We start from the raw sequence: 14,744 nt of genomic DNA, 5'->3' as shown, positions 1-14,744 counted from the left end.
CCCCATGCGCGCCCTGATCCTGCTTGCCCATCCGGAACCCCGCTCGTTCAACGCCCATCTGGCCACGCAGGCCGCCGAGCAGCTGCGGCACGACCATCTGCAGGTGGACATGGTCGACCTGTATGCAGAGGGCTTCGATCCGCTGGAAGCGGCCTGGCACCATCCACGGCGCCTGCAGCCCGAGCGCTTCGATGCCCAGCGCGAACAACGCTACAGCGCCGAACACGACCAGTTGCCCGCCGAGGTGCAGCGCCATCTGCAGCTGCTGCAGGCCACCGACCTGCTGATCCTGCAGTTCCCGCTGTGGTGGTTCGCGGCACCGGCCATCCTCAAGGGTTGGCTGGACCGCGTGCTGGTCTACGGGCCGATGTACAACAGCCGCCAGCGCCACGAGCACGGCGTGATGCGGGGCAAGCGCGCGTTGCTGAGCGTCACCACCGGATCATCGGCGCAGGCCTGCGCAGCCGACGGCCGCGAGGGAGATACCCGGTTGTTGCTGTGGCCGTTGATGTACAGCCTGCGCTACGTAGGCTTCGAGATGATGGAACCGCATGTGGTGCACGGCGTGCGTTCAGGGCTTGCACCGGAGCGCGTGCAGGCGCACGACGAGGCACTGGCTGCGGCCACCCATTACTACCGCGAACGACTGGCGCAATGGCCGCAGTGGCCCACCGTGCCCTTCAACGACAGCGGCGATTTCGAGGACGGCGTGGTGCTGCGCGCAGAGGCAATGGCCTACAGCCCCTTCATCCGCCATCGCAACATCGGGTGAATCCACGCCTGCGCGCTGGGTCGGGACGCGCCATACTACGCACTCTTTGCAAGCACCTTGGTGAGCCCGTGACCACCCTCCGTCCCTCGCGCGCCGACGACGGCACCGCCCTCGTCGACCTCTGGCGTCGCGCCGTCGACGCCACCCACGACTTCCTCAGTACCGATGACCGCCAGGCCATCGAAGCCGAAGTGGCTGGCTTCCTGCCGCAGGCGCCGATGACCGTTGCCGTCGATGCGCAGGATCGGCCCGTAGGCTTCATGCTGATCGACGGCACGCACATGGAAGCGCTGTTCATCGATCCGGACGTGCGCGGTACCGGTATCGGCCGGCAGCTGTTGCAGCACGCACTGGCCCTGCATCCGCAGCTGAGTACCGACGTCAACGAACAGAACGCACAGGCCGTTGGCTTCTACGTCCGCATGGGCTTCGTCGAAACCGGCCGCTCACCGCTTGATTCGCAGGGCCGTCCGTATCCCCTGATCCATCTACGGTACAACGGCTGACATCCCTCGACAGCAACTGCGTGCTAGCGTGGTTGCTTTCGAAGAGGAGTGCCCTACATGGAAGGTGGCAGAGCCCTGCTGACCCTGTTTGCGCTGGGAATCAGCCTGATATGGATCCTGGTGCCGTTCGCGATCTTCGCGGTGCGCAATCTGCTGCGAGAGCTGTTGGCCGAGCAGCGCCGCACCAATGAACTGCTTGAACACATCGGCGGCTACCGCATTCCCAAGCCGCAACCCGAGCCCACCGTCTGGCGTGCGCCCTGACCTCCCGCACTCTCAGGCGGTGGCTTCAAAGGCCGTGGAATAGCTCACCTCGCCCTGCGCCATCGGCGGCCGCAGGCACAGCGCCTGGAAGTACTCCGGCGGAACACCCGGTAGTACCAGGCCCGGCTCGGCGCGGAATCCGAACCGCCCGTAATACGCCGGCTCCCCCAGCAATACGCAGCCGCGCGCGTCCTGCCCACGCAATGCGTCGAGCGCCGCGTGCATCAGCGCCGCGCCAATGCCCTGTCCCTGCCATCCGGGCAGCACCGAGATTGGCCCCAGGCCAAACCAGCCGGTGCTGCCATCGCTGATCGTTACCGGCGACAGCGCAATGTGGCCCACCACCTGCCCTTGGCGCTCGGCGACCATCGAAATGCTCAGCTCTCCGCGTGCACGCAGCGCGTCGACGATGAACTGCTCGGTATGGCTGCTGTGCGGGGCTTCACGGAAGGCCGCCTCGGTGAGTGCATGGATGCCGGCGTGGTCTTCGCGGGTTTCGGGGCGGATCGTGCAGTTCAAGGACAACACCTTTGATGAAGTGATGGACATGTGAATGATCGATTTCCGTCACGGATTCAGTTACGAACCTGCGTCCGGCAGCAGAGCCAACGCGGCGATCGGACGCCCTGTGCGGTAAGCGATCTGCCGGCGCGGAGCGCCCTGGATGCGTCAAAAATCCGTCTCGAGGGGTGGCACAGCCCTCCCGGCACGTTCCATAATCGAGAAACCTGCCACCCAGGAAGGATATATGGACACGGACGCACGATGCAGGATCGGGCCATGGGTGTAGAACACCGCGCGCACAGGAGACGGCCGTTGCTGGCAGTGCTCGCCCTCCTCCCGCTGGCGGCGTGCTCGCCGTACGCCGATGCCGAGCGTGATGTCGCCGCGGGTGGACGCGGTCTGGCCAAGCTCAACCCGGCACCGAAGCAGGCCTATGAGCTGGTGCTGACACTGAAGGACGCGCCGGGCCCGTTCGCGATTGTTGAGGGCGTGGCCCAGTACGACGCCAGCAACTACGCAGACTGTGGACGGATCGTGCCTGCAACAGGCACTGCGGGCCGCATCACCAGCCAGGAGCCCGTCATCCTGCGCAAGATCGGCGAGAACGAATACCGCGGCACGTTCTACCTCGACCGTATGCAGGACGAGGACTACTACGGGCGTGGCGTCTGCCATTGGTCGCTGACGGGTGCTGGTGCAATGTTGCGCGCCACGAACGGAGAGGCGGATACGCGATTCCTGACGTATTTCAGAAAGGAACGCATGAACGCCGAATCGCCGTTGACTCTCTACTATCCGAAGGCTGCCTATCCTCGCGCCGAACTTGCTGCCAACTATCCTGCAAGTGGCAAGGAAGATCCTTCAGCCTACAAAGAAGAGCTGCGAGACGCGCTGTTCTCTACCACCACCACTGTGCAGAAGCTCATGCCATGAGCTGCCAGTTCCACACCCCCTACCCCCAAGGAGGCCGACATTGCGCCACAAGATGATTCCGTGCCTTGCTCTGCTTCTGTTGACCGCCTGCCACCCGGAGACCGCCATGAACCAGGAACGTGCCGCTGCCGAAGCCGATGTCGCCCAGGGAGGGCGCGGGCTCGCAAAGCTCAACCCCAGCCCGCGCAAGGCCTATGAACTGGTGCTGCGCCTGAAGGACGCCCCCGGCGACTTCGCTCTGGTCAAGGGCGTGGCTCAGTACGACGTCACTAACGAAGACCAGTGCGGCCACATCGAGCCAGCCACCGGCACGGCTGCTCGCATTACCAGCCAGGAGCCAGTGGAGCTGCGCAAGGTCGCTGATGGTGAGTACCGGGGCATGCTGTATGTGGACCGCATGCTGGATGAAGACTACTACGGTCGTGGCGTGTGCAAGTGGGAGTTCACCGGTGCCGGGGCAATGCTGAAGGCAACGGGCGCTGAAGAAGAGACCCGCTTCCTCACCTTCGTTGACGCCAAGCCGCTGACCGAAGGTGGCGCGCATACGCTCTACTATCCGGATCTGGTCTATCCGAAGGCAGATCGCGTTCCGAATTTCCCCGCCAGCGGCGAGCCCGATCGCAGCAATTACGCCCCTGATCTTCGGGACAAGCTGTTTACGATCACCCTCTCCGCAACTGAGGTGGCGCCGTGACCATCACCTCCCAGGACTACGCCGCGTTATCTGATGACGCCTACAAGGATCGGGCCGTCGGCCGACGTGAACCCGGCCAGGAAGAGAAGGTCACGTTAAACGGCCATGAGTACAAGATACTTGAGCATGTCAACAATCGCCTCAACGGCTATCAAGGTACCGTCTATCAGCGCGTAGACACCAAAGAGATTGTCATTGCGCATCGTGGCACCGAGCAGATAGCTCGCGACGCGATTCTGACCGATGGCGGCATGGTGGTTGCGCGCACCAACGTGCAAGCGCCCGACGCGATTGCCTTGACACAGAGGACACTTGAAGGCGTCGCGCTTCAGTCGCGCTTGAACGGTGTACCCGCCCCCCAGGTCACCGTCACCGGCCACTCCCTCGGCGGCGCCCTGGCCCAGATCACCTCGCACCACTTCAACGTCAAGGGCGAGACCTTCAACGCCTATGGCGCGGTCAGCCTCAGCTACCGCATCCCCGAAGGCGGCAACACCATGATCAACCACGTCATGGCCTCCGATCCGGTCAGCGCTGCCTCGCCGCACTTCGGCCAGGTGCGCATCTATGCTAAGCCGGATGAGATCAAGACACTTGCCGCAAACGGCTTCAGCAATCATCCGATGCGCGCCCTGATCCCGGACAGCCCGCTCGTCGCAGCAGGCAGCTCGTTCGGCGCGCACAAGCTGGGCAACTTCCTCGGCGACGGCTCGGTGCTGCAACACCCGGAAACGCAGACGCTGGCAAAAGACAACGCCAGGATGATCGAGGAATACCGCGACGACGTCGAATCGTTGCGCCGTGGTGTCACCCGCGCGGCGCGCGGCATCCCGGGCGGCGCGGTCGATCTGTACGACCATATCCGCGGCCCGCTGCAGCCCGGTGAGCCGGCACGCCGCGAAGCGGAGAAGAACGGCCATCACACCAGCATGTTGCGCATGGACGATGCCAACCACGTGGGCAACCCACTGTTCAACGACGCGATCCGTGGCGTGCACGCGCAGGACGTCCGCGTCGGCCGGGTACCAGACGTAATGAGCACGCAACTGGCCGGCAGCCTGGCCGCCGAAATGCATGCGGCGGGCGGCAAGCGCATCGACGAGGTGGTCATGAATGCCGATGCCTCGCGCAGCTTCGCCGTGCAGGGCCAGGGCGGTGACCCGGCCCACCTTCGCGTGTCAGTGGATACGGCGGTGGCGATGAACACACCGCTGGAACAGAGCAGCCAGCGCATCGACCAGCAGGCCGCAGGCCAGCGCCTTGCACTGGAGCGCGACCAGCAGCTGGAACAGCAGCAGAATCAGACCCGCAGCCTGCAGGCCTGATGGACAGCACGGGAGCCGGTCATTCCGGCTCCCGCTTCACCTCTACAGCGCGCCTCAGGGGCTGGAGGCCGCGACCGCTCCAGACCCATTGGCAGTCACGAACAGGTCCGGCCCGGAATCAGGGAATCCACCACAGGCGCGATCGCCCGGTGCTACCGGATCACACGGCCACTGCGCACGCGCCACCTTCTCGCGCAGCTCGAAGCGATCACCGGTCCAGACCACGAACGCGATGTGCTCGCGGTTCCAGTCACCGTAGGAGCGCGGACCGCCCTTCTGCGCCGACTCCGGGTACTGCACGAACCAGCGCATGGCCGGGCCGTACTGCAACTTGCTGTGGTCCAGGCTGATCCGCCCCTCGCGCGACAGCTGGCGCACACGATCGGCCTCCGTCACCTGGGGCATGGCCGGCATGGCATCGGCGGTCACATCCCTCGGCGCGGCGTCTCCGCGCACCTGGTACACGCGCTGGGCCACATAGGCCTCGCGGCAGTCACCCGCTGGCATACGTACCGGCTCCGCGCCGTACTCATCGGGGTTGGCGACCCGGTCGCTGCAGGTGAACGGCGCCGACACCAGGTAGAACGTGCTTTCGGCGTCGCGCCCTTCCAGCGAGCGCACCCAGATGTCGCCCATCCGCACGATGAAGTCCGGGCGCTGGCCGTAGCCCGGCACGGCCTTGAACCAGGCCTTCTGCTGTACCTCTCGCTCGCGCCAGCTGCGCGGCAGGTGGATGTCCTGCTCGGGCAGCGCGACCAGCATCGCAGCCAGATGCGCCGGCATCGTGCCCTGGCAGGCGCCGATCAGCAGGTCGCCCTGGGTCGCCAGCCGCCCGGCCAGATCCACCGGGCAGCGGGCACCAAGTGCCCGCTCGGTCGCCTGCTCGGGCGGCAACGGCACGATGGCCAAGGCGGGAGGTGCGGGCGCTACCGCCGGAGCGGCTGGCTCGACGGCGGCAGGCGGTGCAGCTACAGGGGCCGTCGCTGCGGCCGTCACGGGCGGGGGCGTCGGGTTTGCAGCGGGCTCCGGCTGCGCGTCCACCACGGCTGTTGCAGGGGCTGGCGCGGCAGCGGGTACATCAGAAGCCGGCACCACGACAACGGCGTCGGTCGCCGCGGGCGCTGCAACGGGCGCCGCCCCTACAGGCGCGTCAACGGTCCCCTCGGCAGTGGGGGGCGTCTCCACGACAGGTGCCGCTGCCTCCTGAGCCTGTGCCGACGCTGCGGCAAGTCCAAGTGACAGCAGCCAGAGCGGCGGCAGGCGGCGCACGGATGCATTGCGGGTAGCGGCGTGCCGGGCATTCGAGGGAACGATTCGCATGTGGTGTCCTTACGAGTGGGTTTCCATGTCGGCGCCACAGGGCGCCACGCGTCGTACGTAAAGCGCCTGCGGGCACCCTGCCCGCCGGCATCAGGTGCTACAAGGATCGAGAACGCTGCTCCTGCTCGCGGGCGAGCGCAGCCGCCGGGTCCTGCTGCGCAACGCTGGCGGCCAACTGCTGGCTGCTCTGCGCCAGCGGCTGCTGCGCCGCCTGTTCGCGATCGACCGATGCGCGCAGCATGGCCGGATCGCCCAGCGCACCCTGTACAGCAAACAGCGTGCGACCGTCATTGCCGGCCAGCAGATGATCGATACGCGACATCCCGGCCTTCTGCGCGCTCAGCGCCAACGCGCCGGCGGCATTGTCCAGTTCCTGCCCAGTGCGCAGCCCGCTCTGAGGCCCCATCTGCTGCAGGTGCTGGCGCGCGCCCGAGAACAGTGTGTATCCCGGCTCGCCCGGTTGCGACATGTCGCGTTCGGTTGCCTGCTGGGCTGGCGCCCCCACTTCGCCACGTTCCAGGCGCGCCATCACATCGGGGGTCAGCTTCTGCTGCCACACGTCAAAACGCTGCTGGCGGGCTTCGATGCCGTTGAGCGCGCCATTCAGGGCACGCGTGGCTTCCCGCACATCCTCGCGCGCCGCTTCCGGCACCCGCGTCTGCCATTGCCACACGGCAATACGGCCTGCGTGCTCGGGCTGCGCGGCCAGTTCCGGCTGATTCACCAGGTCCAGATCCAGCGCCTTGCCGGCACGCTCGTAATTCTCCTTGCCGACCAGCGGCAGGTAGCCACGGCCGTGATACTTCAGCGCATCACCGGGCGCATCGTTGCCCATGCGGCCGCCATACATCAGTTCGGCCAGGTTCTCCGGCCGCCCACGCAGCGCTTCCTGTCGGGCGCTCTCAAGCGCGCCATTGCCATTGCGCCACGCCGCTTCCACCGGGATCTGCGAGATACCCCGGGTGAAGTTGAAACTCTCATTGAGCCGGCTCAGGCCACGGGACTCGTGCCCGGCCTGCGCCATGAAGTTGGCCAGTTCCCGGGACGAGGTCATGCCGGCCTCCGTGGCCTGCCGCAACAGCTGCGACTCTCTATCCTGCGACACGGTGAAACTCCTGCTCGATCATCGTTGGGTACTCCCGCCTCCTTACAGGCATGGCACTCAGGGCAAGCTGACGTCGGCGACGACGGCCGGATCGAAATCCTCGAACCGCACCCGCCCAAGTTCGGCGGCCGAGAAGTCACGCGTATGGGTGGCTTCGGTCTCGGTGTCGACCACCCTGCGCTGCACGCCATGCACCCAGCACGCCTGCTCGGCAGGTGCATACCGGAACGTGTAGACGCTGCTCCAGCGTTCGCGACTGCCGCCGTTGGTGATCACACTGAACGCACCATCCTCGATGGTTACGTACGCGAAGGGATCGCCGGCGATGCCACCGCGCGTTGAGCACGGCACCAGCTTGTCGTTGCGTGCCGCCAGCTGCCAGCGGCCCGTGGCATCGCCCAGCAGCAACAGCAGCACCCGGTTCGGTCCGTGCTGGCCGGGCAACAAGCCCTCCGGAGGAGGTTGGTCGATCACCAGGAGCTGGTCCTGGAAACCATTGCCGGTCAGATCGCCGCGCACGGCTTCCAGCAGGTTCGCGCCGGACGGAACGAACGCCAGGGCGTTGTCCATGTGCGTGCCACTCCCCTTCTCCATCCGCTGCAACTCCTTCAATCCCGTCTTGCCAGTTCCCGAGCGGAGGCCGGAAACGGGGCGATGCCTCGCACGTGCCCGGCGGCCGCCATGGCGGATGATAGCCCCGAGCCCACGGCAACCGCGATGGTGGCAAGCGTCACCCGCACCGCGGGGGGACACAGTCCTCATGGACGGAAAAGCTCCTGCGTTCGATGGCACCGGCGCGTCGGGATTTTGACGCGCACGCAGCTTACTTCGAGGAGGCAGCGCTCGTCGAAGGGAGCTTGGGATGAAAAGCGCACTTGATCACAGAAAAAGCGCGGCTAACGTGAATGGTGGCTTATCTGACAAACAGATCCGCAGTGGATGGCGCCGTGGAGGATGCGCCGCGCCCCCGCCCACGGCCTGGTCCGGCAGGGGCGATGTTGCAGGGAAAGCCTGCACACGCTTTGTCGCCCCGCGTCGTGGCCAGCAATCGCGATCAGCGCAAGTGCTGCGCGCAGGTGGCTTCCTGCGTGGCGTAGTCACGAACGTAGCCGTCCATCGTGAGCACCGATATATCGCATCGATTGTTCACGTCACTGACGACATGCCCGTAAGCGTTCAACCCCCGCACACGCTCGCCACGATGCAGATACAGCGTGCGCGAACCATCGGCCCCATTCTCCACACGATCCGGTGAGCCCCACGTCCTCACGAATTCCTGCTCTGTCTTGCCGATCCACATGTCCATGAGATTGTTGCGACCCACGCGGTTGGCAGCGCGACGCGACTCATCCAAAGCCCTGCTGGTTTCATTCTGGGCGCGCGCCACAGTCGCTTCAAGGCTACGCACAGTGCTGTCCATTTCAGCTTCGGTCGGCCGATAGGTGAATGCTGGGCGCTTGCCGTCCTTCCGCAGGTCACCCCAGATGACATCTACAGGTGATTGCCCGACGTCACCGACGGAAAGGAAGCCGTGCTTCAGCATTTCCGCCGGCACCTTGGCCTTGGGATCAGGCCCCACGAGACAGGCAAACCGCACCAGTTGCACCTGCCAGGGAGCAATCGCCTCGGCTCGCGGTTCGGATCTTTCCGGTGGGACGTTCTCCATCGGCCGGTCGCGCCACTGGATCAGACTCGTCCTGATGGCCACGTTGTTCTGTGAGCAGTTCACCCAGTACTTCCTGATCAGGCGATTCGGTTTCGTCGCGTTCTCGTAGACGGTATTGACCTGGATCTCGTACACCGGTTCCGGACCAGCAACGGGCTCACCGGGTTTCGGTGCCTTCCTGCGGCGCAACTGCTTCAGGTACGCGTTCTGCTCTGCCGGCGTGGCACGCTGCAGAAAACCGACCAGATCCGAGCGGTCAGCGAGCGTTTGCGCATCGACCACCCACGCCTCGCGGTTCGGCGTTTCGCCACCGGTGAAGATGACCCAGCTATCAGCCGCATGGGTCGACGAGGCGAACAGCAGTCCGCCAATCAGTGAGGCAACACGGCCTGGATTCTGCATGATTCGTTCCTTCGAATGGCGCGAAGACCTACGGCATCGCGAATGGAGCCTTATGGCACGGTCTGGCGCGTCGCCTCGACCAATGCCCACCCATAGTGCAAAGCCGACATCTTACGCAGGAGCGGAGAATAGAAATGGCCCGCTTTTCAGCAGGCCACCCCTAAAAAAACACAAGCAGAACTTCAGCATGCAACCAAGCCCAACCAATCCCGGCATTCACATCAGCGGAATACTTGAACTCAGACATGCTACATGCTGAATAGATCAATTCACAGCGCGAAGCATTAGCACGTGCTTGGCATTCACGCAGAAAATACAATTTTGCCTCGCTCTCCGATGGAGCTCTCGACGAATATGTTGCCCCACCCTTCATCCTGAACTCACTTACTTCTGGCCCAGCGAGTGCAACACATTGAGTGTGGTACTCATTAAGATTTTACAACTTGCGCCCCCAGCTTTAGCACAATGCGAGATTGTGACCGAAGCCGCCTCTCGCTTCGAAGCCCTAGACTCCGAAACGCCGATAGCGAGCATTGCACCTTGGGCAGGAGAGGTATCCTGAGCAATCGCTCCCCAACGAGTCTCCCATTTCCCGGTAGGTACAGGAGCACTTGGCTGAGCACTCCCTTGACTCTGACCGCCAGGAATCGGCGCACATCCACGACCCCCCTGCCGATCATCGCCAATGGGGTACTGACCAGGAGGGCAGCGCCCTTCCGCCCACGCGAACGAGGGAGCGATAAGCAGAGAAACCAGCCGGACTGCCACCTATCTGGGAATATGCCATGAATCTACCCAAGGTGCCCTGGAAGAACATGGCTGCCATTGGGGGAGCAGTCGGAATACGCGTCGTTAAGATCGGGCCTATGCCGCCCTGCCAGATCGTCGATTGGTCATGCTACCGATGGACGCGGCCATAAGCGGGAACTCGCTCATCGGCTCATTCGTACAGAATGGATCCGAAATACGTGTCATCGCCTCTTACGCGGGGCAGCCACTCACCACGTTCATATGGCTAGCTGCGGGCCCCAGCACCATCATCTAGCTTGATTGGCCACAGTATTCAGAAGAAAGAAAGCACGAATTTTCAGCAGCCCTCTTACGCCTCATACCAAGCAAAGATGGCTGCAATGATTGCAGGAAATTGAGTTGGCAAGCTAAGCATGAGAGCAGGCAAAACCTTAACTCTTCCAGCCATTTCAAGCTGCGGCGCCTCATTGCCTACCACTCAGAACGACTCGAATTCCGGTTCGCTGCATGCCGAGTAGATCACCTTACAGCCTTCACTACCGCGCCTAGTGCAAAGCCCCATCGCCAATGAAGTCGCGGCAGAGACAGATTCAGCGCGTCCAAACGTGGAACCGCCGAATGCACTAGTTCGGGGAGAGACCAGGGCGACGCATTGATTCTTGTAAGTCTGAGTAACCTTGCAATCCGATGCCCCGTGCTGACTACAATTGGCCAAGGCCTCATTTGAGGCGTCAGCCTTTCTCACTTTTCCGACTGACACACCGACGTCACCATTGGAAGCCATGGCAATCGCGCCCCAAGTCTTATTCCAGCGTCCTGTTTGGATAGGGCCCGTCTGACCCGATCCCGCGTCCCCTCCCGGGATCGGCGCACACCCACCAACACCCTGACCTCCGATTGGATACTGGCCTGGCGGGCAACGCCCTTCAGCACCAGCAACGGGCGCGAAGCCAAAAAACAGCATGCAAGCTGCAGCGCCGAAGATAAGCGCACATCGGCGGCCAAATATCGAGACCATATCGTTAGACCCTCAAACTTCCCGTCAGCTGTTGTTCTTTGCAAGACCAAGACGCCCTGAGTCCACGACCGCCGAACCCGGCGATGAACTACCGCCAGTCACTCGCGAACCAACAATCTGCTCGGTAGTGGCACTATGCGTCCCGCCCTTCTCTGGAGCCGGAGGCGTGTAGTAACTACCCGGCGGCTGCCCGCTGGGCCCCGGTGCCTGCGCCACCGGGCTGCCACCTATCTTCGAATATGCCATGAAGCTGCCCAAGGTTCCCTGGAAGAACATCGCCGCCATTGGGGGAGCGGTCAGGATCAGGGTCGTGAGGATCAGGCCCATGCCGCCCTGCTGCATCGCCTGGCTGGTCATGCCGTCGCTGGAGGCGCCTTCGAGCAGGAACTTGTTGACCAAGGCGGTGGACCAGAACGCGGTCGAGGCACGGATCACCATGTCCAGCGCGATCGATACCATTGCTGCCAGGACCGCCATCGAGAACATCGTGCCGATGCCATAGAACAGCCATCGCTGGAACAGCTGCTTAGTCTGGTCGAACAGCAGACACAGAATGAACAAGGGACCCAGGCCGATGAACAGCGCCAGCGCGACCTCGTAGAGCAGCAACATCGCACCAGCGGTGACGGCCGGACCACCCGCGCCCATGCCGATGAACCACAGCGCCCGGGTCTTGTCCGCCTGCAACCCTGGATCATTCAGGATCTTGATGCCATCAATGCTCGACAGCGCCACCTGCATCCAAGCCAAGCTCTTGTCGATCTGCTCATCCGGCGCCTTGTCTTTTCCGGCTAATCAGGCATTTCTACGTTTTCAGCCAGAAACTCACAAGCGCAACCTCAGAAGTTCTCAAACTCAGGCTCGGTGCATCCAGAATAAATCACTTTACAGCCATCGCTCCCCTGCTTTAAGCACGCATCCACAGCCATCTTACTCGCAGCATCAACAGATGCCGCACGCGCAAACGTGGAGCCACCAAATCTTGCATCACTGGGGGATACGAATGCTGCACATTGATTATTGAACTCCAATACCACCCTGCAATCCGTAGCCCCCCGCTGTGCGCAATTAGCAAGGGACTCCGAAGCCGCATCCCTCTTCTTTCGCTTACCGAGAGCCACGCCGACATCGCCCCCCTTCGCTAAAGCGATGGCCCCCCAAGTCTTGATCCAACGCCCTGTCGCAACAGGCGACGCTTGGCCTGCTCCAGTGGTACCACCTGGGATGGGAGCACAGCCGCCGACTCCCTGACCACCAATTGGATACTGACCAGGAGGACACCTACCTTCTGCGTTGGCCGTCTGTGGCAATTGGCACGCAATGATTCCCAGACCCAGCAGGATTACTGCACCTGAATAGACACGAATTGACTTCATCTCCGGCCTCTAGTTCGAAGCTAAGCCTTTACGGCCAGTATCAGAATTGCCTGACCCAGCTGTGGAGTTGCTGCCAGTGACTACGACATTGCTCCCAACTGAAGTCGATCCACCCGATTGACTGCCACCGCTCGTTGAAGGTTTATCCGGCGTGTAATAGCTACCCGGCGGCTGTCCATTAGGTCCCGGCGCAGCAGCAACCGGGCTGCCACCTATCTGCGAATATGCCATGAAGCTACCCAACGTGCCCTGGAAGAACATGGCCGCCATTGGGGGCGCAGTCAGAATCAAGGTCGTCAGGATCAATCCCATGCCGCCCTGCTGCATCGCCTGGCTGGTCATGCCGTCGCTGGAGGCGCCTTCGAGTAGGAACTTGTTGACCAAGGCGGTGGACCAGAACGCGGTCGAGACACGGATCACCATGTCCAGCGCGATCGATACCATCGCTGCCAGTACCGCCATCGAGAACATCGTGCCGATGCCGTAGAACAGCCATCGCTGGAACAGCTGCTTGGTCTGGTCGAACAGCAGACACAGAATGAACAAGGGACCCAGGCCGATGAACAGCGCCAGCGCGACCTCGTAGAGCAGCAACATCGCACCAGCGGTGACGGCCGGACCACCCGTGCCCATGCCGATGAACCACAGCGCCCGGGTCTTGTCCGCCTGCAACCCTGGATCATTCAGGATCTTGATGCCATCAATGCTCGACAGCGCCACCTGCATCCACGCCAGGCTCTTGTCGATCTGGTCTTCCGGCTGCTGGTCCTTGCCGGTCACCCCGTGGGTGATCAGGCCTTTGACGTCCTCGTTGAGGAATTTCTGCAGGTTGCTGCCGAACATCGCCATGCTGGTGGCAACGCTCACAATCAACGCCGCGCGCGCCATGTTGGTCACCAGCACCATCATGGAGTCGCGGCTGCGGCCGGTGACGATCCGGAAGCCCTGGATCAGTACCCACAGCGTCATCAGCACCAGGGCCATGCCACCGACCCAGGACATCATGCGCCCCATCAGGTCGATGCCGTAGTCACTGATCCTGTCGCGCAGGTAATCCATGATCAGCTTGAAGAAGACGAAATCGCCGATCGACTGGACACGCACCGCGTAGCCCAGCAGATCCTGCAATCCGCCTGAGAAATCAAAGTTGGCCAGCCACCTGATCGTCATTTCCACAATCCCTTGGTAATTCCGTTACTGCATGAAATGCCGCATTGCTTTGCAGCGCATGTCTACGTATTAGCGGCCTGCAATCACTTGACGCTGAGCGCGGCCTTCAGTGCGGTGGTCTTGACCATGTCGCTGATCAGCTGCTTGGTCGGGTCCCCCTTCAATGCGGCCTGCGCCACCACCTTCTGGTTGGCCTCCATGACCTCGATATAGGCATCATAGGATTTCATCCGTGCTTCCCAGCTCTGGGCAAGTGCGGCAATGTCATTGGCGGTGCGGAGCGATTCGCTGTCGGCACCCTGCACGGTGCCCTGATCGTTGTTGGTCAGGCGGATCTTGAGGATGCGGGTCAAGGAGTTGTTGATGCGCGGAACGGTCTGGGTCAGGAAATCGATCGCGTCGTTGTACTTGCGGTTCTGCATCATCCGGATGTTGACGCAGATCTGCATCTGCTGCTCCTTCACATCCGCCTGCGGATTGAACACGAACACCTTGAAGGCGGACTCCAGGTTGAAGTCCAGCGCCTTGCCACAGGTTTCGGCAACCAGATAGTTCGGCGCCACCGGCACCAGCGGCGCGCTGTCGGGCATGCCGAAGCTGTTCACCGCCGCCTGCACCTGGATCAGCGCCTGGCGATACTGCTCCAGCGTGCGGATCCAGCGGGTGTTCTGCTCGACGTACTCGGCCGCGTCCTGCGCTTTGGCCGCGTAGGCAGTCGCCTCGGTCTTGTAGGTATTGATCTGATTGAGCAGGTGCTGGATGAGGCTGGCACCGGTCTCCTGCACGGGAATCCAGGCGCTGACATTGCCGGTGCCGAGCGCCATCATGGCTGCCACGGTCATCGCTGCAAGACGGGGCGCGCGGCGGCGGGGCAAGGAAGTTTGCTTGGTATTGTTCATATCAGTCTCCATTGATCGGAACTCGTAGTCTTCGGGCAGG

General features: G+C 62.8%; 15 protein-coding genes and 1 pseudogene. 6 read left to right on the top strand and 10 right to left on the bottom strand.

The window, feature by feature from the left end; genetic code table 11:
• Window positions 1–4: 4 nt before the first annotated feature.
• From V3B30_RS03815 to V3B30_RS03805, 3 genes are all read left to right on the top strand, one after another.
• Window positions 5–772: an NAD(P)H-dependent oxidoreductase gene (locus V3B30_RS03815; protein WP_262083134.1), complete on the top strand. Its 768-nt coding sequence runs from the start codon at window positions 5–7 to the stop codon at window positions 770–772.
• Window positions 773–840: 68 nt separating this feature from the next.
• On the top strand, window positions 841–1,278 hold the full coding sequence (locus tag V3B30_RS03810; RefSeq protein ID WP_262083135.1) for an acetyltransferase: 438 nt from the start codon (window positions 841–843) through the stop codon (window positions 1,276–1,278).
• A gap of 57 nt (window positions 1,279–1,335) precedes the next feature.
• Complete coding sequence (locus tag V3B30_RS03805; RefSeq protein ID WP_087922941.1) at window positions 1,336–1,542, top strand: hypothetical protein; 207 nt, start codon at window positions 1,336–1,338, stop codon at window positions 1,540–1,542.
• Window positions 1,543–1,554: 12 nt separating this feature from the next.
• Here V3B30_RS03805 and V3B30_RS03800 read toward each other — a convergent pair whose 3' ends face one another.
• The gene (locus V3B30_RS03800; protein WP_100473204.1) at window positions 1,555–2,061 is read right to left on the bottom strand and encodes an N-acetyltransferase; all 507 of its coding nucleotides are present in this window, start codon (window positions 2,059–2,061) and stop codon (window positions 1,555–1,557) included.
• Window positions 2,062–2,322: 261 nt separating this feature from the next.
• Between V3B30_RS03800 and V3B30_RS03795 the strand changes: the two genes are divergently transcribed.
• From V3B30_RS03795 to V3B30_RS03785, 3 genes are read left to right on the top strand one after another with little or no spacing between them, the layout of a single operon-like run.
• Window positions 2,323–2,979: a hypothetical protein gene (locus V3B30_RS03795; RefSeq protein WP_262083136.1), complete on the top strand. Its 657-nt coding sequence runs from the start codon at window positions 2,323–2,325 to the stop codon at window positions 2,977–2,979.
• Between the two features lie 40 nt (window positions 2,980–3,019).
• The gene (locus V3B30_RS03790; RefSeq protein ID WP_262083137.1) at window positions 3,020–3,673 is read left to right on the top strand and encodes a hypothetical protein; all 654 of its coding nucleotides are present in this window, start codon (window positions 3,020–3,022) and stop codon (window positions 3,671–3,673) included.
• Window positions 3,670–4,998 carry an XVIPCD domain-containing protein gene (locus V3B30_RS03785; protein ID WP_262083138.1) on the top strand — a complete coding sequence of 443 codons (1,329 nt, stop codon included), beginning with the start codon at window positions 3,670–3,672 and terminating at the stop codon, window positions 4,996–4,998. Before V3B30_RS03790 ends, V3B30_RS03785 begins: the two co-directional genes overlap by 4 nt.
• A 54-nt stretch (window positions 4,999–5,052) precedes the next feature.
• On the opposite strand, the gene V3B30_RS03780 is transcribed toward V3B30_RS03785, so the two are convergent.
• The 9 genes and pseudogenes from V3B30_RS03780 to V3B30_RS03740 form a co-directional block, all read right to left on the bottom strand.
• Complete coding sequence (locus V3B30_RS03780) at window positions 5,053–5,898, bottom strand: hypothetical protein (protein WP_262083142.1); 846 nt, start codon at window positions 5,896–5,898, stop codon at window positions 5,053–5,055.
• A gap of 517 nt (window positions 5,899–6,415) precedes the next feature.
• A complete protein-coding gene (locus V3B30_RS03775) occupies window positions 6,416–7,423 on the bottom strand; it encodes an XVIPCD domain-containing protein (RefSeq protein WP_100473209.1) in 1,008 nt (335 codons plus the stop codon).
• Window positions 7,424–7,480: 57 nt separating this feature from the next.
• Window positions 7,481–8,017, bottom strand: a complete 537-nt coding sequence (locus V3B30_RS03770) for a hypothetical protein (protein ID WP_262083139.1) — start codon at window positions 8,015–8,017, stop codon at window positions 7,481–7,483.
• 460 nt (window positions 8,018–8,477) lie between these two features.
• Entirely contained in the window at window positions 8,478–9,491 is a 1,014-nt protein-coding gene (locus V3B30_RS03765; RefSeq protein WP_262083140.1) for a hypothetical protein, read from the bottom strand.
• Between the two features lie 1,228 nt (window positions 9,492–10,719).
• The gene (locus V3B30_RS03760) at window positions 10,720–11,205 is read right to left on the bottom strand and encodes a DUF4189 domain-containing protein (RefSeq protein WP_100473214.1); all 486 of its coding nucleotides are present in this window, start codon (window positions 11,203–11,205) and stop codon (window positions 10,720–10,722) included.
• 216 nt (window positions 11,206–11,421) lie between these two features.
• A pseudogene (locus tag V3B30_RS03755) lies at window positions 11,422–12,048 on the bottom strand (type IV secretion system protein); the annotation flags it as partial.
• Between the two features lie 50 nt (window positions 12,049–12,098).
• A complete protein-coding gene (locus tag V3B30_RS03750; RefSeq protein ID WP_111175862.1) occupies window positions 12,099–12,635 on the bottom strand; it encodes a DUF4189 domain-containing protein in 537 nt (178 codons plus the stop codon).
• 9 nt (window positions 12,636–12,644) lie between these two features.
• Window positions 12,645–13,805 carry a type IV secretion system protein gene (locus V3B30_RS03745; RefSeq protein WP_329809637.1) on the bottom strand — a complete coding sequence of 387 codons (1,161 nt, stop codon included), beginning with the start codon at window positions 13,803–13,805 and terminating at the stop codon, window positions 12,645–12,647.
• Between the two features lie 83 nt (window positions 13,806–13,888).
• On the bottom strand, window positions 13,889–14,704 hold the full coding sequence (locus V3B30_RS03740; protein WP_262083352.1) for a hypothetical protein: 816 nt from the start codon (window positions 14,702–14,704) through the stop codon (window positions 13,889–13,891).
• Window positions 14,705–14,744 lie beyond the last annotated feature (40 nt).

The sequence above is a fragment of the Stenotrophomonas sp. SMYL41 genome, assembly GCF_036319965.1.
Classification (GTDB): Bacteria; Pseudomonadota; Gammaproteobacteria; order Xanthomonadales; family Xanthomonadaceae; genus Stenotrophomonas; species Stenotrophomonas maltophilia_R.
Note: the sequence above shows the minus strand (reverse complement) of the source record. Positions and strands in the feature narration are given on the sequence as shown.

What these genes read in the sequence shown, in the direction of transcription:
- V3B30_RS03815 (WP_262083134.1), top strand. Translation starts at nt 5, where the DNA reads ATGCGCGCCCTGATCCTGCTTGCCCATCCGGAACCCCGCTCGTTCAAC.
- V3B30_RS03805 (WP_087922941.1), top strand. Translation starts at nt 1,336, where the DNA reads ATGGAAGGTGGCAGAGCCCTGCTGACCCTGTTTGCGCTGGGAATCAGC.
- V3B30_RS03795 (WP_262083136.1), top strand. Translation starts at nt 2,323, where the DNA reads ATGGGTGTAGAACACCGCGCGCACAGGAGACGGCCGTTGCTGGCAGTG.
- V3B30_RS03770 (WP_262083139.1), bottom strand. Translation starts at nt 8,017, where the DNA reads ATGGAGAAGGGGAGTGGCACGCACATGGACAACGCCCTGGCGTTCGTT.
- V3B30_RS03765 (WP_262083140.1), bottom strand. Translation starts at nt 9,491, where the DNA reads ATGCAGAATCCAGGCCGTGTTGCCTCACTGATTGGCGGACTGCTGTTC.
- V3B30_RS03760 (WP_100473214.1), bottom strand. Translation starts at nt 11,205, where the DNA reads ATGCTGTTTTTTGGCTTCGCGCCCGTTGCTGGTGCTGAAGGGCGTTGC.
- V3B30_RS03750 (WP_111175862.1), bottom strand. Translation starts at nt 12,635, where the DNA reads ATGAAGTCAATTCGTGTCTATTCAGGTGCAGTAATCCTGCTGGGTCTG.
- V3B30_RS03745 (WP_329809637.1), bottom strand. Translation starts at nt 13,805, where the DNA reads ATGACGATCAGGTGGCTGGCCAACTTTGATTTCTCAGGCGGATTGCAG.
- V3B30_RS03740 (WP_262083352.1), bottom strand. Translation starts at nt 14,704, where the DNA reads ATGAACAATACCAAGCAAACTTCCTTGCCCCGCCGCCGCGCGCCCCGT.